Origin of the sequence: Bartonella occidentalis, assembly GCF_037070875.1 — a bacterium.
Classification (GTDB): domain Bacteria; phylum Pseudomonadota; class Alphaproteobacteria; order Rhizobiales; family Rhizobiaceae; genus Bartonella.
The window spans coordinates 148,319-173,780 of sequence record NZ_JAYMZJ010000002.1; the positions used below are offsets into that span (position 1 = coordinate 148,319).

At 34.7% G+C, this 25,462-nt stretch carries 25 protein-coding genes and 1 tRNA gene; 16 read left to right on the top strand and 10 right to left on the bottom strand.

Going from position 1 to position 25,462, the window contains the following annotated elements:
• The first annotated feature begins 89 nt into the window (after nt 1–89).
• Nucleotides 90–1,718: an acyl-CoA dehydrogenase family protein gene (locus WCP78_RS04140; RefSeq protein ID WP_336279251.1), complete on the top strand. Its 1,629-nt coding sequence runs from the start codon at nt 90–92 to the stop codon at nt 1,716–1,718.
• Here the strand turns inward: WCP78_RS04140 and ruvX are convergent.
• Nucleotides 1,703–2,182: a Holliday junction resolvase RuvX gene (ruvX, locus tag WCP78_RS04145; protein ID WP_336279252.1), complete on the bottom strand. Its 480-nt coding sequence runs from the start codon at nt 2,180–2,182 to the stop codon at nt 1,703–1,705. The two genes, WCP78_RS04140 and ruvX, sit on opposite strands and share 16 nt — an antisense overlap.
• A 149-nt stretch (nt 2,183–2,331) precedes the next feature.
• On the opposite strand from ruvX, the gene gatC reads away from it, so the two are divergent.
• Both gatC and gatA read left to right on the top strand, forming a co-directional pair.
• Nucleotides 2,332–2,619, top strand: a complete 288-nt coding sequence (gene gatC, locus WCP78_RS04150) for an Asp-tRNA(Asn)/Glu-tRNA(Gln) amidotransferase subunit GatC (protein WP_336279253.1) — start codon at nt 2,332–2,334, stop codon at nt 2,617–2,619.
• A 32-nt stretch (nt 2,620–2,651) separates the two neighbouring features.
• Nucleotides 2,652–4,136, top strand: a complete 1,485-nt coding sequence (gene gatA / locus WCP78_RS04155; RefSeq protein WP_336279254.1) for an Asp-tRNA(Asn)/Glu-tRNA(Gln) amidotransferase subunit GatA — start codon at nt 2,652–2,654, stop codon at nt 4,134–4,136.
• A gap of 194 nt (nt 4,137–4,330) precedes the next feature.
• On the opposite strand, the gene WCP78_RS04160 is transcribed toward gatA, so the two are convergent.
• The 5 genes from WCP78_RS04160 to WCP78_RS04180 form a co-directional block, all read right to left on the bottom strand.
• Nucleotides 4,331–5,041, bottom strand: a complete 711-nt coding sequence (locus WCP78_RS04160; protein WP_336279255.1) for an ABC transporter ATP-binding protein — start codon at nt 5,039–5,041, stop codon at nt 4,331–4,333.
• Nucleotides 5,028–5,810 (bottom strand): ABC transporter ATP-binding protein, encoded by a 783-nt coding sequence (locus WCP78_RS04165; protein WP_336279256.1) that lies wholly within the window; start codon nt 5,808–5,810, stop codon nt 5,028–5,030. Before WCP78_RS04165 ends, WCP78_RS04160 begins: the two co-directional genes overlap by 14 nt.
• Nucleotides 5,807–6,862, bottom strand: a complete 1,056-nt coding sequence (locus WCP78_RS04170; RefSeq protein WP_336279257.1) for a branched-chain amino acid ABC transporter permease — start codon at nt 6,860–6,862, stop codon at nt 5,807–5,809. Before WCP78_RS04170 ends, WCP78_RS04165 begins: the two co-directional genes overlap by 4 nt.
• A complete protein-coding gene (locus WCP78_RS04175; RefSeq protein WP_336279258.1) occupies nt 6,862–7,938 on the bottom strand; it encodes a branched-chain amino acid ABC transporter permease in 1,077 nt (358 codons plus the stop codon). The genes WCP78_RS04170 and WCP78_RS04175 overlap by 1 nt, the downstream gene beginning before the upstream one ends.
• 125 nt (nt 7,939–8,063) lie before the next feature.
• Nucleotides 8,064–9,215 carry an ABC transporter substrate-binding protein gene (locus WCP78_RS04180; RefSeq protein WP_336279259.1) on the bottom strand — a complete coding sequence of 384 codons (1,152 nt, stop codon included), beginning with the start codon at nt 9,213–9,215 and terminating at the stop codon, nt 8,064–8,066.
• Between the two features lie 306 nt (nt 9,216–9,521).
• Here WCP78_RS04180 and WCP78_RS04185 point away from each other — a divergent pair, with 306 nt between their 5' ends.
• From WCP78_RS04185 to WCP78_RS04200, 4 genes are all read left to right on the top strand, one after another.
• Nucleotides 9,522–10,097 (top strand): cold-shock protein, encoded by a 576-nt coding sequence (locus WCP78_RS04185; protein ID WP_336279260.1) that lies wholly within the window; start codon nt 9,522–9,524, stop codon nt 10,095–10,097.
• 82 nt (nt 10,098–10,179) lie between these two features.
• A complete protein-coding gene (locus WCP78_RS04190; protein ID WP_336279261.1) occupies nt 10,180–10,704 on the top strand; it encodes a DUF192 domain-containing protein in 525 nt (174 codons plus the stop codon).
• Nucleotides 10,694–11,467 carry an alpha/beta fold hydrolase gene (locus WCP78_RS04195; protein WP_336279262.1) on the top strand — a complete coding sequence of 258 codons (774 nt, stop codon included), beginning with the start codon at nt 10,694–10,696 and terminating at the stop codon, nt 11,465–11,467. The genes WCP78_RS04190 and WCP78_RS04195 overlap by 11 nt, the downstream gene beginning before the upstream one ends.
• Before the next feature lie 393 nt (nt 11,468–11,860).
• Nucleotides 11,861–12,073, top strand: a complete 213-nt coding sequence (locus WCP78_RS04200; protein ID WP_336279263.1) for a DUF3126 family protein — start codon at nt 11,861–11,863, stop codon at nt 12,071–12,073.
• Nucleotides 12,074–12,219: 146 nt separating this feature from the next.
• On the opposite strand, the gene radC is transcribed toward WCP78_RS04200, so the two are convergent.
• From radC to sfsA, 3 genes are read right to left on the bottom strand one after another with little or no spacing between them, the layout of a single operon-like run.
• On the bottom strand, nt 12,220–13,014 hold the full coding sequence (radC, locus tag WCP78_RS04205) for a RadC family protein (protein WP_336279264.1): 795 nt from the start codon (nt 13,012–13,014) through the stop codon (nt 12,220–12,222).
• A gap of 17 nt (nt 13,015–13,031) precedes the next feature.
• Nucleotides 13,032–13,862, bottom strand: a complete 831-nt coding sequence (gene map, locus WCP78_RS04210) for a type I methionyl aminopeptidase (RefSeq protein ID WP_336279265.1) — start codon at nt 13,860–13,862, stop codon at nt 13,032–13,034.
• Nucleotides 13,855–14,571, bottom strand: a complete 717-nt coding sequence (sfsA, locus tag WCP78_RS04215; protein WP_336279266.1) for a DNA/RNA nuclease SfsA — start codon at nt 14,569–14,571, stop codon at nt 13,855–13,857. Before sfsA ends, map begins: the two co-directional genes overlap by 8 nt.
• A 272-nt stretch (nt 14,572–14,843) precedes the next feature.
• Here sfsA and WCP78_RS04220 point away from each other — a divergent pair, with 272 nt between their 5' ends.
• The 4 genes from WCP78_RS04220 (at nt 14,844) to ttcA (ending at nt 18,442) form a co-directional block, all read left to right on the top strand.
• Complete coding sequence (locus tag WCP78_RS04220; RefSeq protein ID WP_336279267.1) at nt 14,844–15,680, top strand: RNA methyltransferase; 837 nt, start codon at nt 14,844–14,846, stop codon at nt 15,678–15,680.
• The gene (gene murI / locus WCP78_RS04225; RefSeq protein WP_336279268.1) at nt 15,673–16,485 is read left to right on the top strand and encodes a glutamate racemase; all 813 of its coding nucleotides are present in this window, start codon (nt 15,673–15,675) and stop codon (nt 16,483–16,485) included. The genes WCP78_RS04220 and murI overlap by 8 nt, the downstream gene beginning before the upstream one ends.
• Before the next feature lie 182 nt (nt 16,486–16,667).
• Nucleotides 16,668–17,285 carry a 30S ribosomal protein S4 gene (gene rpsD / locus WCP78_RS04230; RefSeq protein WP_336279269.1) on the top strand — a complete coding sequence of 206 codons (618 nt, stop codon included), beginning with the start codon at nt 16,668–16,670 and terminating at the stop codon, nt 17,283–17,285.
• Nucleotides 17,286–17,587: 302 nt separating this feature from the next.
• The gene (gene ttcA, locus WCP78_RS04235) at nt 17,588–18,442 is read left to right on the top strand and encodes a tRNA 2-thiocytidine(32) synthetase TtcA (RefSeq protein WP_336279270.1); all 855 of its coding nucleotides are present in this window, start codon (nt 17,588–17,590) and stop codon (nt 18,440–18,442) included.
• A gap of 1,078 nt (nt 18,443–19,520) precedes the next feature.
• On the opposite strand, the gene lexA is transcribed toward ttcA, so the two are convergent.
• Nucleotides 19,521–20,225: a transcriptional repressor LexA gene (lexA, locus tag WCP78_RS04240; protein ID WP_336279271.1), complete on the bottom strand. Its 705-nt coding sequence runs from the start codon at nt 20,223–20,225 to the stop codon at nt 19,521–19,523.
• Between the two features lie 638 nt (nt 20,226–20,863).
• Here lexA and WCP78_RS04245 point away from each other — a divergent pair.
• The 5 genes from WCP78_RS04245 to WCP78_RS04265 all read left to right on the top strand — a co-directional run bounded on the left by WCP78_RS04245 (nt 20,864) and on the right by WCP78_RS04265 (nt 25,417).
• Nucleotides 20,864–20,939 (top strand) — tRNA-Lys (locus tag WCP78_RS04245).
• Nucleotides 20,940–21,313: 374 nt separating this feature from the next.
• Complete coding sequence (locus WCP78_RS04250) at nt 21,314–22,177, top strand: septal ring lytic transglycosylase RlpA family protein (RefSeq protein WP_336279272.1); 864 nt, start codon at nt 21,314–21,316, stop codon at nt 22,175–22,177.
• A 347-nt stretch (nt 22,178–22,524) separates the two neighbouring features.
• Complete coding sequence (locus tag WCP78_RS04255) at nt 22,525–23,688, top strand: D-alanyl-D-alanine carboxypeptidase family protein (RefSeq protein ID WP_336279410.1); 1,164 nt, start codon at nt 22,525–22,527, stop codon at nt 23,686–23,688.
• Nucleotides 23,689–23,721: 33 nt separating this feature from the next.
• Nucleotides 23,722–24,369, top strand: a complete 648-nt coding sequence (tmk, locus tag WCP78_RS04260; RefSeq protein WP_336279273.1) for a dTMP kinase — start codon at nt 23,722–23,724, stop codon at nt 24,367–24,369.
• Nucleotides 24,362–25,417: a DNA polymerase III subunit delta' gene (locus tag WCP78_RS04265; protein WP_336279274.1), complete on the top strand. Its 1,056-nt coding sequence runs from the start codon at nt 24,362–24,364 to the stop codon at nt 25,415–25,417. Before tmk ends, WCP78_RS04265 begins: the two co-directional genes overlap by 8 nt.
• The last annotated feature ends 45 nt before the right edge of the window (nt 25,418–25,462 follow it).

The following is a 25,462-nucleotide window of genomic DNA, read 5'->3' on the forward strand; positions in this document are numbered from 1 at the left end:
ACATTGTTTGAGTGTGATAAATGTTTTTTAATTGCAAAAAAATGAATAATCTATGATATACGAATGATTTAAATAATAGGAATATGCCTATGAGTGCCGCGTCTGCGCAAAATATCCGCCGAAAAAATGCATTTCTTAGTGATACGCTTATGTTTCGTATTGCCTCTACTTTACCTTCATTTTTATTAGCAAGCTTTGAAGAAATGGGAGACTTTGTAGCTAGTCATGAAGCACGAGATCTTTCATATTTGGCAAATCGTTATCGGCCAATATTGCGTTATAATGATGGGTGGGGAAAGCTGACAGAACAATTGGAGATACACTCTTCTTATCGAGCACTACAACAATATTCCAGACAAGCTGGTTTAATCACTTCACTTTGGGAAAATACGGCATCAGAAAATGGGGTACGCTATCAAGCCCGTGCTATTCGTTTGGCTTTATCTGCTAGTTTAGAAACAGGGCATTTGAATGAGGCGATTATAACAAGTGCAGCTATTGCAGTATTAATTAGTGATGTTGAGTTATTCAAAAAGTGGCAAAATTCACTCCTATCACGTGAATATGATGTATCACCAAAACCTATTAATGACAAAAAGGCAGCTTCGCTTACCTGTGCTTTTGATAATGTTGAGAAGCATGAAAAATATTTTTTCAATTTTCCAAGTGTTCAAAAGGTTTCTTTTGATGAAAAAATGGGACGCGATCTATATCGTTTGAATGTCATAAAAACTAATGTTATTAACCCTATAGTTGATGGATATCTTGTTAGCGCGGAGTTAAAAGGTCATTTAAGCTGCTTTCTAGTTCCACGTTTTCAGGAAAATGGTGCATTAAATGGTGCCATATCGGTTCGCCATTTATTACAGCGTTCTGGAGAAACCTCAATGCCAGAAGGTGTTGTTGATTTTCAGGGAAGTTATGGCTGGCTTTTGGGGAATGCTGGAGAGGGCACTAAGGTCATTAAAGATATCGAAACTATGATGCGTTTTGATCAATCAGTAATATCAGCAGGTGTTTTGCGAGCAGCTTTACAATTTGGCATAGATTTTTTTCGACAAAAGATGCAGGATCAGCCTTTACCACCATTAACAGAACGTATTTTTGCAGATATTGCACTTGATATTGCCGCTTCACAAGCATTAGTTTTTCGTTTGGCGCGGGCGTTTGATAATGCTGCAAATGATCGATTTGAAGCGGCTTTTGCACGCATTATGACGCCTATCATTGCTTATCATGTGAGTCAGTTAGTTATACCTATTATTGGTGAAATTATTGCCCAGCTTGGGACAGAGGGCTTTATAGAGGGCAATCCGTTATCACAAATGTTGTGTAGTGGGCCTGCACGAATTGTTAGAAATAGCTCTGCTAATCAATTGGTAAAGGATGCAATCCTAATAGCTGAAAAAGCACCTGGGTTGTTCCAGAAATTATTAGAAAAAATTGCACTTGATATTGGACCAGCAGGGCCTCGGGCAATTGAAATTATCAAGTCTGCAGTAAATATGGCATCGACAAATGAGGGAGCAGGCAGGTTTTTTGTTGAACAAGTTGCGTACGCAGCTGCAGCTGCGTCGTTAAATAATGTCGATATAGAGCATGTTGCAAATGCCTATATGGAAAGTCGCCTTGGAGGGCAATGGAGATCTTCTTACGGTATGCTCATTGCACGATATAATGCAGGGCATTTGCTGAATGTCCTTTATCCTTCCGTTTGATGAATGGCTTTGATTCTATGAAGAGCACCCTGTAATATAAAAGCAGCTGCCGCTGAGTCTATACGGGCTGCTCTTTTTCTGCGCGATACATCCATTTCTAAAAGGTAGCGTTGTGCAGCAATCGTTGATAAGCGTTCGTCCCAAAAAATAAATGGAACTTTTGTGTAAGCAGCCATGTTACTGACAAACGTCTTGGTTGCTTGAACACGAGAACCGCTACTTCCATCCATGTTAAGGGGTAAACCAATAACAGCAACACCCACATTTTCTTTATTAAAAATTTGTACAAGTGCGTGAGCATCCAGTGTAAATTTTTTTCTGTGGAATGTAGGACGTGGATTTGAAAAAGTTAAACTGATATCAGAAATTGCAATTCCAATAGTCTTTGTGCCCAAATCCAAGCCTGCTATTGTTTGTTTAGGCAAAAGATATGTAGTAGCTTCATCTATGTTAATAATGGTCATGTGATTTATAATTTAAGTTTTTTAATATTGAAGATTTGAATTTATATTTTTTATTTGAGATATCAATGTTCTTGCGCTTGCAAACACAGCCTTGTATAGCCAAAGCATGAATATATAAACGTCGAAATAAGAAAGAAGAAAGGCGTAGTATGTCTGTTAATCAAGAAACAGTCAAGCGAGTGGCACATTTAGCACGTATTGCTGTCCATGATGATGAAGTAGAACGTATGACAAAGGAGTTCAATGTTCTGCTAGATTTTGTAAAACAACTTAATGAAGTTGATGTTAGTGGAGTTGAGCCGTTAATATCAATGATTCCGATGGTTTTGCGAATGCGTGAAGATAGTGTCACAGATGGTAATAAAGCGGAGGATATCGTGGCAAATGCGCCTGTTACCGAAGAACACTTCTTTCTCGTCTCAAAAGTTGTCGAGTAACTTTATTATATTTTAAAAATTTGAGAATCAATATGACTGATTTAACAACCTTAACAATTGCACAAGCCCGTGATTCTTTAACAAAAAAAGATTTTAAAGCAACTGAATTAACAGAGGCTTATTTAAAGGCTATTGATTTGGCCAACCCGACTTTGAATGCGTATGTGGCGATAACAGCAGAACAAGCAATAAAAATGGCTACCGAATCAGATAACCGCTTGACTAAAGGGCAGGGTGGTATCTTAGAGGGAATCCCATTGGGAATTAAGGATCTTTTTGCAACAAAAGGTGTTCATACTCAAGCCTGTTCATATATTCTTGATAATTTTAAACCAAAATATGAATCAACCGTGACTGCTAATTTATGGAAAGATGGAGCAGTTATGTTAGGTAAGCTCAATATGGATGAGTTTGCTATGGGCTCTGCCAATAAAACATCATGTTATGGTTCAGTTATTAATCCATGGAGAAAAAAAGGATCCGATGATAAGCTTGTTCCAGGTGGTTCTTCAGGAGGGTCTTCAGCTGCTGTTGCGGCGCGACTTTGTGCAGGTGCAACAGGAACTGATACTGGAGGATCAATCCGTCAGCCAGCAGCTTTCACTGGCAGTGTTGGGATAAAGCCAACCTATGGGCGGTGTTCACGATGGGGAATTGTAGCTTATGCTTCCTCACTTGATCAGGCAGGTCCTATAGGGCGTGATGTACGTGATTGTGCAATTATGCTTAAATCAATGGCATCTTTTGATGAAAAAGATTCAACTTCCGTTAATTTGCCAGTCCCTGATTATGAAAGTTATATTGGCCAATCTATCAAAGGAATGAAAATTGGTATTCCAAAAGAATGTTATATTGAAGGAATATCAAATGAAATTCTTGATCTGTGGAAAACAGGTATGAATTGGCTGAAAGAAGCAGGAGCAGAGATCGTCAATATTTCATTACCCTATATAAAATATGCTTTGCCCGCTTATCATATAGTAGCTTCTGCAGAAGCGTCTTCTAATTTAGCGCGCTATGATGGTGTTCGTTTTGGACTCCGTGTTCCAGGAAAAGATATCACTGAAATGTATGAAAATACTCGTTCGGTAGGTTTTGGTGATGAAGTTAAGCGGCGTATTTTAATTGGCACTTATGTTCTTTCGGAAGGGTGCTATGATGCATATTATCTTCAAGCTCAGAAAGTACGAACATTAATAAAACGTGACTTTGATCAATGTTTTGCAGATGGTATCGATGTTATTTTAACACCTATAACACCAACGCCAGCTTTTGGTATTTTTGATGAAAAAGTAAAAAATGGTACTGTAACAATGTATCTTAGTGATATTTTTACTGTGCCAGTTAATATGGCAGGTTTACCAGGAATTTCTGTTCCTGCAGGTTTGTCATTAGATGATTTACCCCTAGGATTACAATTAATTGGGAAGCCTTTTGCAGAGGAAGTTCTTTTCCAAATGGCTTATGTTATAGAACAGGCAGCAGGTACGTTAAGTGCTAAAAACTGGTGGGGATAAATTAAAAAGTCTGGTTTTTTGTCTTAAACAACTTGGTTTTGAGGAAGTATTTCCTTGAAAGTGCGAGGAGATGATGAATTAAAATCCTTAAATAAAATCCACGCTGCAATTTAATAAAAGCTTATTAGAATGTCATTTAGGTGCGTGATCCCTTATAAACTAATGCTGCACGCACATAAACTTTATGAAAATCATCAACCACCAAGATAAGCTTCTTTGACACGTGGATCAGAAAGCATGGCTTTTCCTTCGCCATGAAATAGAACTTGTCCGACCTCTAGAACATAGGCATAATCAGCAATGGAAAGTGCTGCAAATGCATTTTGTTCAATAAGAAGAACCGTCTTCCCCATATCATTAATTTTTCGAATAATTGAAAAAAGTTCCTGTACAAGAAGTGGTGCTAAACCGAGGGATGGTTCGTCTAAGATTACAGTATCAGGATTACTCATAAGTGCACGCCCTACAGCTAGCATTTGCTGCTCACCACCTGACATTGTTCCACTTAACTGCTTAGATCTCTCGCGCAAACGTGGAAACATATCAAATACCCATTCTATATCGCGAGCAATACCTTCTTTATCATTACGAATATAAGCTCCTAATTGCAAATTCTCCAAGACAGTAAAGTAAGGTATAATACGTCGTCCTTCAGGACTAAGGGCAATGCCTAATCTCAAAATTTCTTCTGACTTTTTTTTGATAATAGACTGATTTTTATATATGATGTCTCCAGTAACAGATCGGTTAAGTCCTACAATAGAGCGTGCAATACTACTTTTCCCAGCTCCATTAGCCCCGATTAAAGTGACTATGCTTCCCTTTTTGATGGACATAGAAAGATCATAAACAGCTTGAATGCTACCATAATGAACATGAAGGTTTTTTATTTCAAGAATATTCATGTATATCTCCACCAAGATAAGCTTCAATAACTTTAGGTTCATTGCGAATTTCATCGGGTGTTCCACCAGCTATGCAGCGTCCATAGTCTAGCACATAAATATACTCGCAAAGCCCCATAACAACTTTCATATCATGTTCAATGATTAGAATGGTAAGATTAAATTTTTCTCTTATTTTTTCTATAAATTGTCTTAATTCTTCGCTTTCTTGCGGATTCATACCTGCAGCAGGCTCATCAAGAAGAAGGAGTTTTGGTTTTGTTGCTAAAGCACGAGCAATTTCTAAACGCCGTTGCGCACCATAAGGCAGAGTAGTTGCTAACTGGTTAGAAAGGTGATCAAGTTGAAACCATTCAAGAAGTTCCATTGAGCTTTTATAAATCTCATTTTTCTCCTTAACAGCATTTGGTAAAAATAAGGCTGCAGCAAACCATGGCTGTTTTTGCCTAACGTGGGCACTCACCATAATATTTTGTAATACTGTTAATCCTGAAAAAAGCCGAATATTTTGAAATGTTCGTGCAATGCGGCGTTTACAAATGACATGCGGCGAAAGTCCACAAACCTCTTGTCCATTTAAAAGAATTTTTCCACTTGTAGGTACATAAAAACCAGAAATCATATTAAAAACAGTAGTTTTTCCTGCACCATTTGGACCAATTAACCCAGTAATTGTTCCTTGTTCAATTTTCATATTAACATTATTTACAGCAATTAATCCATCAAAATTCATTACGATATCATGAAGAGAAAGGATAGTATTTTTCATGGCTTTTCCTTATTAAGAATTTTTCTCTTTGTTAAAAAACAGTAAATCCCATTCCATGAAAATTCACGTTGACCTAATAACCCCTTTCGCCAAAATAAGATAATTGCTAACAACAAAAGTGAAAAAATAACCATACGCAGACCTGGAACTCCCGGAATATGTATGAAGCCTAAGTCTATTGGGTTTTCGATGGCGCGAAACCATTCAAGCGTTATTGTAATAACAATACTTCCTATAACACTGCCTGTGATAGAACCAAGGCCACCAGCAACGACAATCATCAAAATATTAAAAGTTAATAAGAAATTAAACATTTTAGGATCTATAGATGAAATAAGGGCAGCCATCAATGCGCCCCCGACACCTGCAAAGAACGCACCAACAGTAAAAGACATGATACGATAGAAAAAAGCATTGATTCCCATTGTTTTTGCAGCAATTTCATCATCGCGAATAGCACATAATACATTGCCAGTATTACTTCGTAATAAAAGAACAATAAAAACGATTGTAAATGCCAACCAACCATAGTTCCACCATAGTGTAGCGCTTTGAGGTATACCCTTGACCCCCAAGGCACCATTCGTTAGGGAAGCAGCATTGACAATAACGATACGAATAATTTCCGCAAAGCCTAATGTTGCAATTGCGAGATAATCACCACCGAGACGTAATATTGGGAGAGCAATTAATAAACTTACAACTGCTGCACATAAACCGCTTACAATAACAGCGGCAAAAAACGGTAATTGCATATAATGCAATGGTGCAGCTATAGGCTCGAGAATCCACATTATCTCTTTTTGCTCAGGAGAGAGAAGTAAAATTGCACATGTGTAAGCGCCGATAGCAATAAAGCCAGCATGTCCAAGAGAAAGCATGCCTGTAAAGCCATAAATCAAATTAAGTGAAATAGCGAGTATAGCATTGATAGCTATAAGATTGATGATACGAAGCGTATAGTCATTGAAATGACTATCAGCATAAAATAAAAAACCTATAAATGCTACAATACTGATAAATGATAAAAAAATCTCTGCTGACTTGGGCATCAAACTTTCTCCTGATTTTTTTTGCCCATTAAACCATTAGGCATAAACAATAGGATAAGAATTAATAAAACGAAAGCGAAAGCATCTCTATATCCGGATAAAACGGGAAAGAAGGCAACAATCATAATTTCAATAAAGCCTAACAGTAGCCCTCCAAACATTGCTCCTGGAATTGATCCAATGCCTCCGACAACAGCAGCTATAAACGCCTTCAATCCAGGAAAAACACCCATATAAGGCTGAACCTGAGGATAGCGTAAAGCCCACATAATTCCAGCAACAGCTGCCAACCCTGAACCTATAGCAAATGTGAACGCAATAACCTTATCGACTGAAACACCCATTAAGCGAGTAACTTCAATGTTATGAGAGATCGCTCGCATGGCAAGACCGGGCTTTGTATTATTAACAATCCATAATAATAAAGCAACAAGAATGAATGAAACAATAGGAACAATAATAGACATGGGAACGATACGAACTATACTATCTGGATCTTGCCCTAAATGCCATTCAATTGGTATTACAAAAAAACTTGGCTGTTTCACACTCTTAGGAACACCGCTAAAGAGAACTGTTGCTAAATTTTCAATGAGGAAAGAAACACCAATGCTACCAACAAGCGCTGAAATACGAGGGGCATCACGTAAAGGTTTATAAGCAAATCGATCTATAGAAATACCTATCGCACTTGTAATAAAAACTGAAAAACAAACTGCCACAATCCAAATAGGCGCAAAATCTTGAGGGGAGATTTTAAAATAATAAATAAACCCCAAAATAAGAATAAGAAAAACACCAACCCAATGAATTTGGGGGCGTTTTTTGAATCCTATAAATATCGAATAATAAATGAGAACGGCCAATGATAGAAGAAGGACAGCAGTCCACGCAGGCATAAAGCTAACTGTAGAGAAAAAAACAAAATATGCGCCTAGCATAAAAATATCGCCATGGGCAAAGTTAATGAGCCTCAAGATACCATAAACCATGGTATAACCAATTGCAATAAGCCCATAAAGCGATCCTAATGCAAGCGCATTAAAAAAATACTGGATGAACATTTCAGTGCTCATCTCTCATCCTTCCATATTTCACATTATCAAGATGGAATGCTATGTTTTTGCTTAATTTGTTTTTTTATAATTCTTAAAATACATAGCATGTTTTTATCTAAATGATTGTTTTCCCAAAATATCTTTTAGCCGTCAGATTCCACTTCGCCTAAATAGACACGTTTTCCACCTTTTATTTCAATCACACCAACAGGCATTATAGGATTGTGGTTTTTATCAATAGATATTTTACCAAAAGGTGTTTGAAAATCTTTCAATTTTGCAAGTTCCCTAGTAATGTCTTCCCGATTAGCACTGCCTGCATTTTCAATGGCCTTCATAATCATCGTATAGCTTACATAGCCAGCAACGGAATTCATATTTGTTTTTTGATTAGGGTAAAGCTCTTTCCATGCTTCAGTAAATTCTTGTGCGGCTTTCGACATATTTGGCATATCCTCATCGTAGGCGAGTGTTGTGTGTAAAAAACCTTCTGCAGAATCCCCCGCTATTGTAACAGTTTCCGGATTATCCATAGCGTCGGCTCCCATAATACGGAATTTCACTCCCAATTCACGTGCTTGCTTCAAGATAATAGCACCCTCAGAAAAATAAGATGTGATAAATAAGATATCGGGTTTTTGTGCTATAATTTGCATCAGAGCGGCTGAGAAATCTTGATCTCCAGAATTATAGTTTAAATTTGCTACAATTTCTCCACCCAATTGTTTGAATGATTTACTGAAGTAATTCGCTAGACCAACACCATAATCACTCGATATATCTTTTAGTATAGCTGCTTTCTTTGCATGCAAAGTCCGAATCGCATAAGTTGCAGCACTTTCACCTTGGTAAGTATCAGTGAAAGATGCTCTAAAATAATACTTTTTACCTAATGTTATTAATGGGTTTGTTGCTGAAGATGCAACAACGGGAGTCTTAGCCTTTTCAGCTACTTCTCCACCAGCTAAAGATAATGAAGAGCCATAACTTCCGATGATAGCGCTAACTTTATCATTAGCAGTTAAACGCATGATGGCATTAGCAGCTTCTACCTTATCAGATTTGTTATCAACTACAATGAGTTCAACCTTACGTCCTAATACTTCTGGAATTTTTCTGTGTGCTACCTCTATACCTGCACCTTCAAGTTCTCCTCCAAACGCAAACGGACCCGTTAAAGGCAAGTAAACGCCAATTTTAATAGGCTCATTTGTTTTAACAGACTCACTCGCATGAACATTTGCTCCAAGTATCATTATAGCAGCGACTATAGAAAAAAATTTCCTCAATTGCATTGAACGCTTCCCTTATTAGTTGCATTTTTTTCACTTTATCTTGAACTTATTCATTATGCAAGTTTCATTCATGAAAATATCACAGTGTAAAAATATTTCGTATCATCTCTCTGTTAATAAGAATGTAAAACATATTCTAAAATGTTTTTATGGATCTATATAAATATTCGAGATGATTAAACACACGAGATGCGACAATATGGGGAAATCTTATCTTGGGACTTGCGTGTTAATGTAGGAACGATATTTACTTACACGAAAGAATCAATGTGGTGTAATTTAGACCTAACAGGATCACGTTTTATTATGACGAGTAAGGATGCATTAAAAGATCATTTCATGTCCGAAGACAGCTTAGGCGCTTGTGGTGAAATTATTGAGATTAGTGGCGTCATTAAGTGGTTTGATGGAAGTAAAGGCTATGGGTTTATTTTACCTGATTTGCCTGGATTCTCAGATATATTATTGCATGTTACTGTGATGCGAAGAGATGGCTTTCAGACAGCATTGGAAGGGGCGAAGATTGTTTGTGCTGTTGAAAAAACTGAGCGAGGGTTGAAGTGTGTTCAAGTGAAGTCTATAGATTGCTCATCAGCTGTTCATCCATCAGAAATTCCAGCACGTACGCATGTTATTGTGACTCCAGAGAGTGGTTTAGAGCGTGCAATTGTTAAGTGGTTTAATCGCGATAAAGGATTCGGTTTTCTTAGCCGAGGACAAGGAACAGAAGATATTTTTATACATATGGAGACGTTGCGTCGTTTTGGTTTGGCAGAGCTTCGTTCTGGTCAGGTCGTTCTTATCCGTTTTGGTAAAGGGGAGAAAGGCTTGATGACAGCAGAAATTTATCCAGATATTGGGATTCCTTTTGCTACACACTGAATTGTCTATCTTATTTTGATTTAGCTTTTAAAAGTCTTTGGGTTTTGTTTTATTTAAAGGCAGTGTGTGGGTGAAGATGAAAATGTTGAGGATTCTAAAAAAAGGAAAAATTCTTCAGTTGGCACTGCTTTTTATACTAATAACTGGTGTGGCTATGATAAAAAAGCCTATAAATATTCCTGTTCACCCAGTTCTATTAGTAATACAAACAAAAGAAGATATTTTTTCGTATAAAGTAGAACTTGCTTTTACCGCATCTCAATCAGCAGCTGGTTTAATGTATCGTACTAATTTTCCACGTGACCGTGCCATGCTTTTTAGGAATCAGGTCAATGATAATTTAAGGGATGAGAGGGAAATGCTTATGTGGATGGCGAATACACCTTTACCCTTAGATATGATTTTTTTGAACGCTGAAGGATTAATCGTTTCGATTGTTGAGAATACTTCCCCATTTTCGAAAGATATAATTTCGTCAAAAGTTCCTGCTGCTTTTGTTATTGAAGTTAATGCTGGTGAAGTTTCTGAAAAAAAGATAAAAAGGGGGCAACGAGTTCTTCATCCCGTTATTTGTGGAGAGTGTGAAAGTAATAAGAATGACAGCTGAAAATGTTTGTTTTTTTGAATACGATGGTTTGCGCTTTGCTTACCGAGAAGAAGGAGAGGGTTCTCCTGTTTTATTAATTCACGGTTTTGCTTCTTCTGCACGTATAAATTGGTATGCGACGAGTTGGTTTCGTACTCTTACTGAAGCAGGATATCGTGTTATTGCTCTTGATAATCGTGGGCATGGAGATTCAGATAAGAGCTATGATCCTTCTTTTTATACACCTCAAGCTATGGCTGGCGATGCGGTTAAATTGCTACAACATTTAAAATTATCTCAAGCTCATGTTATGGGATATTCTATGGGTGCTAGAATCAGTGCATTTATGGCTCTTTTGTATCCAACATATGTACATAGTGTTATTTTTGGTGGTTTAGGTATTGGTATGGTAACAGGGGCAGGGGATTGGAGACCTGTCTCTGAGGCTCTTTTAGCAAAAGATATTTCTACTATTACAGATCCGCGCGGTTTAATGTTTCGTAAATTTGCAGATAAAACTAAAAGTGATAAACGTGCTCTTGCTGCGTGTGTTATCACATCAAAACAAGAATTAACGGCAGATGAAGTCTACAAAATTAAGCAACCTACACTTGTTGCTGTTGGTTCATCGGATGAGATCGGTGGTGCGCCAGAGCCGTTAGCTGCATTATTGCCCCATGGCGAATCGCTATCAATACCTGGTCGAGATCATATGCTTGCTGTGGGAGATAAAGTCTATAAAAAAGGCGTTATTGATTTTCTTTCTCGTTATCCTATTGTTTGAAAATTATTGAGTTTGGATCGGTAATAAAAATAATCTGGTATTTTTATTTTGAAAACGCCTATTTAAAACTTTTATTGTATCTAAATAACTTTAAAAGTTTTAACTATCTCACTTCGTGGAAAGTAGCTTTTACATATTAATTTATGTTTAGCGCAGTCACTGAAAGAGCAGTTTAAAAATTATAGTGATTGGTATTCACTGTTTTATTTTTAGAATTATCCGAGTATATTTTAAAATAATTGGCTTTTCAATAAAGGATATTTCATAAAAGGTTAAGTTGATTTTAATCTTAGTATAATAAAATCAAGGTTTTTATGATCTTTATAAAATTTATGAATGCATTTTATGTGCCAAAAAGAAATTCGTTGATAATTTAAAAGATAGGAGAGTGTAGTGAATGCTGATGAAATAAAAAAACTCGACAATTATTTTAAAAATACATTCCAAAATTCAACATTACAGGTAAGAGAACGACCTAAAAAGGATGATTCTTGTGAAGTTTATATTAGGGATGAATTTTTGGGTATCATCTATCGAGATGAAGATGAGGACGGATTATCATACAACTTTTCAATGGCTATATTAGATATAGATTTAGAAAATTAAAAAACTACAAGTAACTGAATGAAGTTTATTTACATGACCAGAACTCTTCTAATGTCTTGTTCATAATTTATACTACAAGAATCTTTTGAAAAAAATTGGGTGGGAGATATTAGTGGTATCTAATAGGTTGGATGGGTTAGAAAACTTCATATAAGTTTCAATGCTTTAAAGCTTGTGTAGTTGTTACGACCGATAATAAGATGATCATGAATAACAATGCCTAATGCATTTGCGGCATCTTTTAGTCTATATGTCATTGATATATCTGCTTGAGAAGGTGTAGATTCACCAGAGGGGTGATTGTGAACTAAAATGAGTCCTGATGCTGACAATTGCAAAGCTCGAGAAATTACTTCACGAGGATAGACAGGAGTATGATCAATAGTTCCAGTTTGTTGTACTTCGTCAGCAAGTAATCCATTTTTCTTATCAAGAAATAAGATACGAAACTGTTCGCGTGTTTCATGAGCCATGACAGCTTTACAATAAGCTAATACTTTATCCCACGATGAAAAAATATCACGTTTAAACAATTGCGCGCGAGCAAGACGTCCAGCGACATCTGAAATAATTTTTAAATCGATTGCAGTCGCTGGGCCACATCCATGAACTTCTTGAAGCAGGTGAATATCAGCACCCAACACATCAGCTAATGAACCAAAACGTTTTATCAAGTTCTTAGCTATTGGTTTTGTGTTTGCTCGAGGGATAGTACGAAAAAGCAATAATTCAAGATATTCATAATCTTCAATTGCATCTCCTTTTGTCTTTAAATAACGTTTTCGCAGACGTTCACGATGTCCCTGATAATGCTTATGTGTCTGCGAATTCTTTTGAATCTTCGCATTTTTCTTTTCTGGTATTGAGCTAAGTGGGGAATCCAGTGTTAGCGCAATGTTGCTGCTTTGGCTGTTCTCCTTATTATTTCCTTTTTTAGCCATAATATTTCTACATTTATTTAGGCATATGAATTTGAAATATAAAAAATGTCTTTAGGAGATTGGGTAAATATCTCACACCCTTCATTTGTTACACCAATTGTATGTTCGTATTGTGCTGTAAGAGATCTATCACGCGTAACAGCCGTCCAGCCATCAGATAAAATTTTAACTTGTGGTTTTCCAAGGTTGATCATGGGTTCAATTGTAAACATCATGCCTTGTTTAAGTTCTATCCCTTCCCCAGGGTTTCCATAATGTAGAATATTGGGTACATCATGAAAAAGTTGACCGATACCATGTCCGCAGAAATCTCTCACGATTGAGCAACGTTCAGATTCTGCATAGCGTTGAATTGCTGCGCCAATGTCACCTGTAGTTGCTCCAGGTTTAACTACAGCAATTCCTCTCATAAGACATTCATGGGTTATTTTTAGTAAACGTTCTGCAGCTCGTCTAATTTTTCCAACAGGATACATGCGGCTTGAATCTCCATGCCAACCATCGAGAATAAAAGTTACATCAACATTAACAATATCACCTTCTTGTAATGGTCTTTTATTAGGAATGCCATGACAAACAACATGATTGATCGATGTACAGCAAGAATGGTTGTATCCATGATAATTCAAGTCAGCCGGAAGAGCTCCTCGCTCAACACCAAAAACAAATACAAAATCATCAATTTCTTGTGTGGTAACACCAGGCTTAATGATATCTGTAAGAGCATCAAGACATTCTGCAGCAATGCGACCAACCTCACGCATTTTATTAAAAACGTGGTCGTCGAAAATGCGGATTTGTCCATTAAAACTTAAGGGTATTTTGTTATATTCAATATAATTAACCATTATTTTTTCTATTTTCTATTTTTACGCGATGAATCGGAAAAATACCTTCTACACTTACGTGACATTTTACAGCATAAAATTCTACCCCTGATTTTAGTGCTAAATCAAATTTGCTTCCATAAGTAGGATCGATGTCATGGCAGATTGCAAAAGCGGAGCAGTCTTCACGTTGAATTATGTAGAGCATAGCGGCTCGTTTTCCTTGTTGCACGATTTTTATAAGCTCATCAAGATGACGCGTTCCGCGTTTTGTTTCAGTATCAGGAAATTCTGCTAATCCTTTTGTGCGAATGAAATGGACATTTTTGATTTCTAGGTAACAATCAGGAAGGATGCTATCACGCAAGAGAAAGTCAATACGTGACTTTGTGCCATAGCGTTGTTCCTTCAAAATCGTTTTATATCCACTTAATTCTGGTAATAGCCCATTTTGAATTGCTTCCAATGCAAGTTTATTGGGTAAAGCCGTATTAATACCAACCAAGGTATTATTAGCTTCAACGATCTCTAATTGATATGAATATTTTCTCTTGGGATTATTGTTATATGAAAGAAAAACATTCGAGTTGAAAGTTGTTAATCCAAGCATTGATCCTGTATTAGGAACAAAAACAGTAAAGATATGTTGATCATCTTGTTTAACATCCGCAAGAAAACGTTTATAACGGCGAATAAGTTTTGCAGGAAAAAGTTGAGGAGTAAAGAGCATGTTTCTTTTTAAAGTGCATGATGTCATAATTCAACACAAATTATGACTTGTAACAATCATATAGTGTGTTACTGAGGCTATGTGGATGTCAGAAAATATTACAGCAATTTATATAATTGCTATAAACACAAGTGCTTATTTTAAGTCTTTTTGAATTTTTTGTTTCAACTCATCAGTACTGAGTACAAAAATACAATTGATTATAATTTTTTTAAAGAGCTGCTTTTAAAAAACAGCAATAAAAGCATAATTGATGAAATCAGGTGAGATCGATGGCCGGAACAAATAAGAATCGTAAAAATTTAATAGATGGCCCAGTTATTATTTTAGTTGAGCCGCAATTACCAGAAAATATTGGTATGGTGGCAAGAGCAATGGCAAATTTTGGGCTTTCTAAGCTTCGATTAGTCAAACCACGAGAAGTATTTCCAAATGAAAAAGCTAAAGCTGCAGCGAGTAAAGCAGATCATGTTATTAATGATGCAATGATTTTTGAGACTTTGCGTGATGCAATTGCAGATTTACATTATGTTTTGGCTACAACAGCACGTGAAAGATGTGGTTTTAAACCTGTAAAAAGTGCTGTTGAAGCAGCAAGTATATTACGTCAACGTGAAAATATTGGGCATAAGACAGGTATTTTATTTGGAAGAGAAAGATGGGGATTGGAAAATGATGAGATTAGCCTTATTGATGAAATTGTTACTTTTCCAGTTAATCCTGCTTTTGCATCACTTAATATAGCACAAGCAGTTTTACTTATGTCGTATGAATGGATGAAATCGGGTTTGTTAGATATAAACGATACAGCTTTTCGTGCAGCAAAGATGAAGCCAGCTAATAAAACAACATTTCACGGTTTTTTATCTCAATTAGAAGATGCTTTGGATGTCCGTGGATATTTTAGACCCAGAGAACGCAAAGAAGTGATGGTTGCAAACATGCGCTCTGTTTTTACACGCGCTAATTTTAGCGAATCTGAAGTTTGTTTGCTACGGGGAATTATATCTTCATTGGATCATTTTTCTCCTCAGTTTCCGCGAGGAAGTGGAGCACCAGAAGGTCGTGATCGTCGAAAAATTAAAATAAGTGTACACACTGATGGTTAAGAAGCCTATCCTTTTTTTTGATAGTGGAATTGGTGGCTTAACTGTTCTGAAGGAAATGCGCGTTCTTATCCCTGAGGCTCAGTTTGTTTATGTTGCTGACGATGCAGGTTTTCCTTATGGAAGTTGGGAAGAAGATGTTTTGAAAAATCGCATTTTTAGAATTTTTACAAATATTTTAAAACGTTATAATCCTGCTTTGTGTGTAATTGCTTGCAATACCGTTTCTACATTGATGATTGGGGATTTACGGCAAAATTTTCCACATATAGTTTTTGTTGGGACGGTTCCTGCAATAAAGTCAGCGGCTAAACAAACAAAATCGGGGTTTATTTCCGTTTTAGGAACTCCCGGAACAGTTAAACGTGCATATACACATGAATTAATCAATTCATTTGCTGGTCAGTGCCATGTTCAACTTGTTGGAAGTAAGAAACTTGCTGAATTTGCTGAAGATTATTTGCGTCGCAAACCTATCAATTCTGAAAAATTACGTCATGAAATTTTGCCATGTTTTGTTGAAAAAGATGGCAAATATACTGATATTGTTGTTTTAGCCTGCACGCATTATCCCTTTTTGATTAACCTATTTCGTAAACAGGCTTTATGGCCAGTTAAATGGATTGATTCAGCAAAAGCTGTAGCGAAACATGCGAGATCTTTGTTACCAGAAAAAATGCATCATCAAGATATAAATCAACATAAAAATTTTGCTTTATTTACATCACAAAATATAACGGCTTCAACCGAACATTTGTTTAAAAGATTTGGCTTAGACGTTATGAAAGGAGTTGACTTTTTGATATAAGATCAATAAAGCTAACTCAAATTTTCTTTCGAGAAAATGGCATTCATTGACGTGTCCCGTGGATAACTTTGCATATTATATATTGAGGGGTGTCCTGTCAGTCTTTAATACTTGAAGACAGAGGAGGGTGCGTTTCCTTGAGATCTGTAGGGTCTTGTGTTTTATTTTGTTAAGGAAATGCGATGAGTAAACGCGAAACAACGAAGTATAAAATTGATCGACGTATGGGGGAAAATATTTGGGGTCGCCCTAAGTCTCCAGTTAATCGTCGCGATTATGGTCCAGGTCAACATGGACAACGTCGTAAAGGAAAACTTTCTGATTACGGTGTGCAATTGCGTGCTAAACAGAAATTAAAAGGATTTTATGGTGATATTTCAGAAAAGCAGTTCCGTAAAATTTATGAGGAAGCTGCTCGTCGACGTGGTGATACTGGTGAGAATTTCATCGGACTTTTGGAATCGCGTTTAGATGCTATTGTCTATCGGGCAAAATTTGTTCCTACAATTTTTGCTTCTCGCCAATTCATAAATCATGGTCATATCAATGTAAATGGTCGGCGTACGAATATTCAGTCATATCGCTGTAAACCAGGTGATGTTATTGAAGTTCGTGAAAAGTCAAAACAGCTCGTTTTGCTTTTGGAATCTGTACAATTAGCAGAACGTGATGTGCCTGAATATATTGAAGCAGATCATAATCAGATGAAGGCAACATTTACTCGTGTTCCTGCTTTTATGGATGTTCCTTATGCTGTGCAAATGGAGCCTAATTTGGTTGTTGAATTTTATTCTCGTTAAACTTTTGTAGGGAAAAATATTTCTCTATTTTGTATATATTTAAAGGAACTTTGTTACTTTATATTTTGTGAAGTTGCGGGTATTTTGATAAACGGTGCTGTATTATATTTATCGTTATGATTTATAACGATATAAAATTTATGCAGCTCTGTTTTTTATTTTTGTATTATAGTTCAAGTAAGCACCAGTCTATGCTGTCTTTATATCCGATGTACTTTATCATTATCATTGCATGATAAGTTTTTGTTTTTATTATGCAGGTATATGGTATTATAAACACTCTTTCAGTTACGTATCAGGCAATGAAAAAGAATATAAGTGAAGTTGATCCTTTCGTGGAAGAAATTGGTGATTGTCATCCGATATTTCGGGTTGCGCCTTCAACTGTTGAGTTTAATAAATTGCGTAAACGACTTTTACGCCATATGCGACAGGCGTTAGATGATTTTTCGATGTTTTCTTCAGGAAAAAAATGGCTTGTTGCTTTGTCAGGTGGAAAAGATTCTTATGGTTTATTGGCGCTGCTTTTAGACTTAAAATGGCGTGGCCTTTTGCCTGTTGAAATTTTAGCTTGTAATCTTGATCAAGGACAACCAGGATTTCCAAAACATATTCTTCCAAACTTTTTAAAATCTTATCAAATTCCACATCGTATTGAATACCAAGATACTTATTCAATTGTTACAGATAAATTGGAATATACACAAACATATTGTTCGCTTTGCTCTCGATTGCGACGTGGTCATTTATATCGTATTGCGCGTGAAGAAGGATGCTCGGCATTAGTTCTTGGGCATCATCGAGATGACATTTTAGAAACGTTTTTTATGAATTTGTTTCATGGTGGCCGATTAGCGGCTATGCCAGGAAAGCTTATAAACGATGAGGGAGATCTTTTTGTTTTGCGTCCCCTTGTTTATGCTGCTGAGGAAGATATGGAAAAATTTTCTCAAGCAATGCGATTTCCCATTATTCCTTGTAGACTTTGTGGTAGTCAGGATGGTTTACAACGCAATGTAATGAAGGAAATGCTACAAGATATCGAAAAAAGAATGCCCGGACGTAAAGACACTATGATCCGTGCCTTAACGAATGTACGTCCAAGCCATTTGCTTGATAACAAAATTTTTGATTTTAAAAGTTTATTGAAATGTTAAACACTAACAAAAAGATACGCCTAAAATTTTCTTTATAATTTTAAACAGTGATTCTATAAATATTATAAGCATCATACTACTAATTTAGTAAAAATAAATTGCTCTATATGTAATAATCATAGTAGTATTGTGTGAATATAATATTTTTATATATTAGTTTTATAGTTATTTTGATAAATATATTATTTATCATAAATACATTTTTTGTTTATAATAAAATAATTTTATTTATATTAGATGCAAATAAATATTAAATTTTTACTTTCTTTAAAACAAACATAATAACTTTCATTTATTTTTTTTGAACAAACAATGAAAGTTGGCAAAAAATAATATTTGGATAAATTACCTGATATCTTTTAATTTTATAGTTTATTTTTTCATAAGAGAAAGCAGTTTTATGTTACGCAAAATGGGTTAATAGTAGTATTAAAAAAGGAAAATACATAGCTTTCAAAGCCTTATCAAAATGAGGGTAAAAAATATAATGCTGCAATTAATATTATACGCCCATATTATCTGCTTAAGTTATAAAAGTATTCCAAAATTTAATTTTTATTTGTAATAATTTCATACTATTTGACCTTTATCATAAGCATTTATGATTTTTTAAATCAAGGTTCTTTTATAATTTTCTGTATAATATTTTAGATTTGCAAATAATATCGCTAATGAAATATAGAATACAATTCATGCTCATCTAAAAGCTATACCGATTAGAATATTGTTAAAAACTTTTAATAAGCATCATGCATGGTCTTAGAAAAATATTTTATAGAAATTGAATCAATAAAAAAATCATAGCTGTAAAGAGATTGCTTTATAAACTACTTGTATATGTTTGTTATCTGATAATAATCAATGCACTCAATGTGTTTGGTGAATAAGACTATTTTTATGATTATTGCAGCTATTTTAAAATAATAGAGTTTTATTTTTTACGTTCTTTTAATAAAATTGAAAATAAAATTTATGTATTTTTTCTACAGTATTTTATTAATGTACATAGTAACATATAAATATTACTAAATAATATTTTATCATATGAAGTATATATATAATTAATTATGTTCATTTTTTAATATTTTCGAATAAGTCCAATAAGTTTACCTTGTATTTGTATACGTTCAGGCTCGTATATACGTGTTTCGTAATAAGAGTTTGCAGCTTCTAATGTAATTAAAGCTCCTTTGCGCCGATAACGTTTTAAAGTTGCTTCTTTTTTATCAATGAATGCAACAACAATTTCACCGGATATTGCTGTACTTTGAGATTTAATAATAATAGTATCTTTATCAAGAATACCAGCTTCAATCATAAAATCACCTTTAACTTCTAAAGCATAATGTTCTCCCGAGCTGATCATGTTTTGTGGCAAAGAAAGTGTATTTGTTTGTTGTAATATGGCAGAAATAGGGACATCAGAAGCAATACGACCCATAATGGGAATGGTAACATTTTTTTCATCTTCTGAATCAAAATTACTAAAATTTTTTGATAGTTTTCTTTTATTTTTTTCCATTACACTAGGAAAAATTTTACGTGCTGAAGAGAGATTGAATGTTATTTTATCGGGGAAGCGGATAACCTCCATTGCACGAGCACGGTTGGGCAAACGATGTATAAAGCCCCGTTCTTCTAAGGCAGTAACAAGCCTATGAATTCCAGATTTTGAAGCAAGCTCCAACGCAGTTCTCATTTCATCAAAAGAGGGAGGAATTCCAGTTTCTTTTGTATGATTGTGAATGAACAAGAGTAGCTCATATTGTTTACATGTAAGCATTCAACATTCCAATCAAAAAATTGAAAAATAAATAAAAATATATTTTACTTTAAAATTTATAATTAAAATAAAATTTTTTATTTTAATTAATTATATTATTGATAATTTTACAATAAATTTTAATAAGAAAAGTTTGCATTTCTTAAAAATGCAATTGCATATTTTATAATATATATCATACATAGATCAATGAAATAGAATTTTCATTATTATATAATACATTTTTATAATAACTTTATTATTATTTATTATTTAAATGATGTATTTTATAATATTATAACTATAATTATTGCTAAATTATATAATAATAAAGATGTATTCTTCTATAATAGCATAGAAAAGCACTTAAATTACGTATTAATGTTAAAAATTAGTGTATAAATACTACTAAATATGAGAATAATTTTTTTAGGAAAAGGGTAATATTGGTATTTCTCAAATGTCCTCTTGTGATGAGCTGTAATTTTTGTTTAAATTTGGACAAGATAAAAATTGTATCTAATGATGAAAAGGGGAAACTAGTCAGAAAAATATTGATAACTTAAATAAAGAGCAATATTTTTTTTAAAAGGTGTTGACCAAATCAAAAGTCGACCGTATGTTTCACTCACTTTCTACAAGCGATATAGTTTGTTAGGGAGCGCGTAGCTCAGCTGGTAGAGCAACTGACTTTTAATCAGTAGGTCCAGGGTTCGAATCCCTGCGCGCTCACCAAAGTGTCATAAGATATCCTATAAAATAGCATATAAGTATTTGAATTGTGTTTTTTTCTGCACTAATAAAAGCAGCTTTTTACTGTTTCATAAAATATATTTTATTTATTCACAATTTATATTCCCTTTCTTTATTTTATTAACACATTGATTTTTTTATATTTTAGTGTGTTTGGACGTCTTACGAGATAACATTTACTTTTTTCTGCATATAATAAAAAATTAATATGTATTAATCTCTTGATAAAAAGTAAATTTTAAGGATACCATTGGTGTTTAAAGAGACGTAATTTATGAATAGATTTTCTTAGCGCGTGTAGAAGTATGATTCGTCTTTTTGTTATAAATAGTCAACGAAAATAAGCGGGATGACAAATGCTTAACAGCACAAAAAAAATTATTTCAATTATTAATATTAAATCGACATTTCAATTTGTTTCTGTAGCAGCTGTTTCTCAGATATTAATATCCTGCAGCACAATTAATACAGCACACTTTGCAACAAAAAAATCTGACCATAATAAAACAACGAATGAAAAAACTGTCTCTTTACCTAAAAAAGTTTCAAATGTGCAAAACAAATCCAAAAAAAGGGTAGCTAATTTGCAACCTTATCAAATAAAAGGAAAATGGTACTATCCTAAAGATGATCCAACTTATAAGCGTATTGGACAAGCATCATGGTATGGCTCATATTTTCATGGACGTTTAACTGCAAATGGTGAAATCTATAACATGAACCTTTTGACTGCCGCTCATCCTACGATGCCTTTGCCTAGTTATGCTCGTGTTACTAACCTGGAAAATGGATCTTCTATAATTGTTAGAGTGAACGATCGCGGTCCTTTTATGAAGGATAGAATCATTGATTTATCAAAACAAGCAGCGATAATGCTTGGTTATGTAAATGAGGGTTTAGCAAATGTTAAAGTAGAATATGTTTCTGCAGCACCAGCTGGCTATTATGATGGTGCTTATTTAATGGCTTCTTATACGATTTGGAATAATGCTCAGTCCTCATTGGCATTGGCAGATCTTCATAAAAAAAGAGAAAGTAGTATTTTAAGTAAGTTTGGTGCGAACAATCAGAATCACTCGGCTCAGGATATACATAAACAAAAACAATTGAATAATATTGTATCAGTAGAATTACCAGAAATTGGTCCTGTTTTGGTTAATAAACCTATAGTGTTTGATCAAGTAGCTTTCATGAACGAAGCGAACAAAAAGATAAAGTAGAGTAATTAGCTATTGGTTTTGAAAAAAGGTAGTACTATTTTTAATTATGCAAATATTATAATAGTCACAGCTGCTTGAAAATGACAGGTTGTAGTGAAAATCTTATTCATGATACAGGAATTAAGTGCTGTTATAAATAGAGAGTTCCTAAAGTTTTTATTGTATTTTGAGTGCGTTTGTAAAATTTGAATAAGTTTTATGCTAAAAACAGAGAGTAATGCATTATTTGGGTCTCTATAAACGAAAATGGTCATAAGTTTATATGTCGATTCTTAGTTTATAGAAAATAAACAAGTCTTTTCTTATGAATGAAGATTCTTTATGCTGATCCTTTAGGAGGGTCAGCTATGTGTGTAATGTTAAGGGTTTTATTGACCTTATCTTTAGTGTTGGCCTCGAATGGAAGAGGAGGGGCGGCAAATTTTCAAACTTCTGCTCCACAATTATTATTACTAGATGATAATACGGGTACAGTACTGTTTGACAAACGGAGTGATATTACTTTTTTTCCAGCTTCATTAACAAAATTGATGACAGCTGAGGTGGTGTTTCACCAATTAAAGGAAGGAATATTAAGCAGCACACAGATATTTAAAGTTAGTGAAAATGCTTGGCGTAAAGGTGGAGCGCCTTCTGGTACAACCACTATGTTTGCAAAAGTAAAGACAGGAATTAGTGTTTCTGATCTGTTAAGGGGCTTAATTGTTGTCAATGGAAATGATGCAGCTATTATCCTTGCTGAGGGAATATCAGGGAGTGAGGCTAATTTTGCAAAATTAATGAATCAGCGAGCAAAGGTGCTTGGGTTGTCACATAGTCACTTTGTTAATGCAACAGGATTTCCTGCAAAAGGGCAGTTTGTGACATTGCGCGATATGATTACATTAGCACGTCATATTGCTCATGAATATCCTCGTTATTATGCAATGTACCATGAACCCAATTTTACTTGGAATAAAATTTTTCAACGCAATAAAAATCCGCTTATTTTAAAGACAACAGGTGTCGAGGGATTTGGTTTTGGCTACAGTGAAAAGGAGGGCTTTTCAATGGTTGTAGCAGTTTGTAAGAATCATCGACGTCTTTTTTTAGCGATAAATGGTTTGCAAAATGATAAAAGGCGCACAGAGGAAATAGAACGTATTCTTCAATGGGCAATGATGTCTTTTGATTTTAAAACAGTTTTTACAAAGGGGGAGACAGTTGGTTATGCTCCTGTTTACGGTGGATCACAAAATCTTGTTCCACTTATTATTAAAAAGCCGATAAATTTTATGCTTTCCAACGAAAAAGAAAATGATATTAAAGCAAAAATTAAATATCAAGGCCCATTGAAAGCTCCCGTTTTTTCAGGACAACAAGTTGGTGTTATCCAAATTTTGGAAAATCGCAAAATTCTTCTTGAAAAACCAATTTTTGCTGGAGTTAATGTTCAGGAAGGAAACTTTTTTGCCAAATTAAAAGATGCATTATATGAAATAACAATTGGATGGTTACGGAAATATTTGTAACAGATGCTTCAATTTAATGGTTAAGGCTTATACGTGTCAGGTTATTTTATCACATTTGAAGGGGGCGAAGGAGCAGGGAAAACAACCCAAATATCTTTGCTTGCTCAGTACCTTTGTAGCAAAGGCTATGATGTTGTTACAACACGAGAACCTGGAGGAACAGCAGGTGCAGAAGCAATACGCCATATTTTATTGTCGGGTCAAGCACAACGTTATGGTTCTTTAGTTGAAGCAGTTTTATTTACAGCAGCACGTGTTGATCACGTTACCGAAGTCATTGCTCCTTCTTTGCAAAAAGGTAAAGTCGTTTTATGTGATCGCTTTATTGATTCTACACGTGTTTATCAGGGACTCAATGGTATGGTAACTCCCTGTACTCTTTCTGTTTTAGAATGTATTGCTGTAAATGGGATAATGCCTAATTTAACATTTTTGTTAGATATATCAGCAGCATGTGGTATGAAACGTGCAAATTTGAGACGAAAAAAAGCAGACATAATTGATTATTTTGAAAAAAGTGAACTAGAAATTCAAGAACAAAGACGCCAAGCTTTTCTCCAATTAGCAAAACAAGAGCCTCATAGATTTCGTGTAATTGATGCAACACAAGCAGTGGAAGTTATTTCACATCAAATAAAAGACATTTGTCATCAGGTAATGTTGGATCATATTAATGAATAATATAAATTTTTTGCGTCAATATGACTCCATAGATACGGTTTTATTGCCTTCACAGAATAATGTTATTTTTGGACATGAGGATGCTCGTCATTTTTTGGCAGAAATGCAAAAAGAAGGGCGTTTACATCACGCTTTATTGTTTGAAGGAGAATATGGAATTGGAAAGGCCACATTGGCTTTTCATTTTGCTTGGAATATTTTAAGTTCTCAAAAAGAAAATTTTCTGCAACCACAGTGTAATTCAGTTGTATGGCACCAAATTATGCAAGGCTGCCATCCTGGCCTTTTATATATTTCACGTCGTTTTGATATTAAAACCCAAAAATTTAAAACAGTTGTATCCATTGATGATATTCGTGATATTACCCATTTTTTAAATCAAACATCACAAGACAATGGGTGGCGCATTGTTATTATTGATCCAGCAGATGATATGAATGTAAATGCAGCTAATGCAATTCTTAAAACGCTTGAAGAACCTCCTGCAAAAACTTTATTTATCATCATCACCCATTCTTCAGGTAAATTGCTTCCAACCATTCGTTCACGGTGTCAACAAATTTCTTTGCGACCATTGCATGATAAAGAGATGAAACAAGTTATTAGACATGTTTTTTCTAACCAAGTAGTAACCGATGAAGAAACGATTGATATAATTATTCAAAGATCCAAAGGAATCCCTCGGAAAGCAGCATTACTTATTTATCATGACGGACTTGAAATTATAAAAAACATTGATGCTTTTTTAGAACAGCCTGTTTGTAATCCTGCTATGGTACACGCTTTTGCTCAAACACATTCGTCCTTGTCTGCAGGTATTCAATTTCAACAGTTTTGTGATGAAATTCTTGATAAAATTCAAAAAAGAGCTATCATGTTAGCTGAAAGAGGAAGTTTTACTTTTTCAAAAAAATGTGCAGAAGCGTGGCAGGAGATTTATCAGGAAATAGAGGAAATACGGTTATTTAACATTGATAAAAAACAATTCATTATCAATTTGCTTTTTAAAGTGCATAAGATCATTCGTGAGAGTGAGCTTTTTTCGTGACAATATGATTAACAGGCGTTATGTCATTGTATCTTTGATTGCGTT

Excerpts from the sequence above, each read along its gene's own strand:
- WCP78_RS04140 (WP_336279251.1), top strand. The coding sequence starts at position 90 with ATGAGTGCCGCGTCTGCGCAAAATATCCGCCGAAAAAATGCATTTCTT.
- ruvX (WP_336279252.1), bottom strand. The coding sequence starts at position 2,182 with ATGACCATTATTAACATAGATGAAGCTACTACATATCTTTTGCCTAAA.
- gatC (WP_336279253.1), top strand. The coding sequence starts at position 2,332 with ATGTCTGTTAATCAAGAAACAGTCAAGCGAGTGGCACATTTAGCACGT.
- gatA (WP_336279254.1), top strand. The coding sequence starts at position 2,652 with ATGACTGATTTAACAACCTTAACAATTGCACAAGCCCGTGATTCTTTA.
- WCP78_RS04160 (WP_336279255.1), bottom strand. The coding sequence starts at position 5,041 with ATGAATATTCTTGAAATAAAAAACCTTCATGTTCATTATGGTAGCATT.
- WCP78_RS04165 (WP_336279256.1), bottom strand. The coding sequence starts at position 5,810 with ATGAAAAATACTATCCTTTCTCTTCATGATATCGTAATGAATTTTGAT.
- WCP78_RS04170 (WP_336279257.1), bottom strand. The coding sequence starts at position 6,862 with ATGCCCAAGTCAGCAGAGATTTTTTTATCATTTATCAGTATTGTAGCA.
- WCP78_RS04175 (WP_336279258.1), bottom strand. The coding sequence starts at position 7,938 with ATGAGCACTGAAATGTTCATCCAGTATTTTTTTAATGCGCTTGCATTA.
- WCP78_RS04180 (WP_336279259.1), bottom strand. The coding sequence starts at position 9,215 with ATGCAATTGAGGAAATTTTTTTCTATAGTCGCTGCTATAATGATACTT.
- WCP78_RS04185 (WP_336279260.1), top strand. The coding sequence starts at position 9,522 with ATGACGAGTAAGGATGCATTAAAAGATCATTTCATGTCCGAAGACAGC.
- WCP78_RS04190 (WP_336279261.1), top strand. The coding sequence starts at position 10,180 with ATGTTGAGGATTCTAAAAAAAGGAAAAATTCTTCAGTTGGCACTGCTT.
- WCP78_RS04195 (WP_336279262.1), top strand. The coding sequence starts at position 10,694 with ATGACAGCTGAAAATGTTTGTTTTTTTGAATACGATGGTTTGCGCTTT.
- radC (WP_336279264.1), bottom strand. The coding sequence starts at position 13,014 with ATGGCTAAAAAAGGAAATAATAAGGAGAACAGCCAAAGCAGCAACATT.
- map (WP_336279265.1), bottom strand. The coding sequence starts at position 13,862 with ATGGTTAATTATATTGAATATAACAAAATACCCTTAAGTTTTAATGGA.
- sfsA (WP_336279266.1), bottom strand. The coding sequence starts at position 14,571 with ATGCTCTTTACTCCTCAACTTTTTCCTGCAAAACTTATTCGCCGTTAT.
- WCP78_RS04220 (WP_336279267.1), top strand. The coding sequence starts at position 14,844 with ATGGCCGGAACAAATAAGAATCGTAAAAATTTAATAGATGGCCCAGTT.
- murI (WP_336279268.1), top strand. The coding sequence starts at position 15,673 with ATGGTTAAGAAGCCTATCCTTTTTTTTGATAGTGGAATTGGTGGCTTA.
- rpsD (WP_336279269.1), top strand. The coding sequence starts at position 16,668 with ATGAGTAAACGCGAAACAACGAAGTATAAAATTGATCGACGTATGGGG.
- ttcA (WP_336279270.1), top strand. The coding sequence starts at position 17,588 with ATGAAAAAGAATATAAGTGAAGTTGATCCTTTCGTGGAAGAAATTGGT.
- lexA (WP_336279271.1), bottom strand. The coding sequence starts at position 20,225 with ATGCTTACATGTAAACAATATGAGCTACTCTTGTTCATTCACAATCAT.
- WCP78_RS04250 (WP_336279272.1), top strand. The coding sequence starts at position 21,314 with ATGCTTAACAGCACAAAAAAAATTATTTCAATTATTAATATTAAATCG.
- WCP78_RS04255 (WP_336279410.1), top strand. The coding sequence starts at position 22,525 with ATGTGTGTAATGTTAAGGGTTTTATTGACCTTATCTTTAGTGTTGGCC.
- WCP78_RS04265 (WP_336279274.1), top strand. The coding sequence starts at position 24,362 with ATGAATAATATAAATTTTTTGCGTCAATATGACTCCATAGATACGGTT.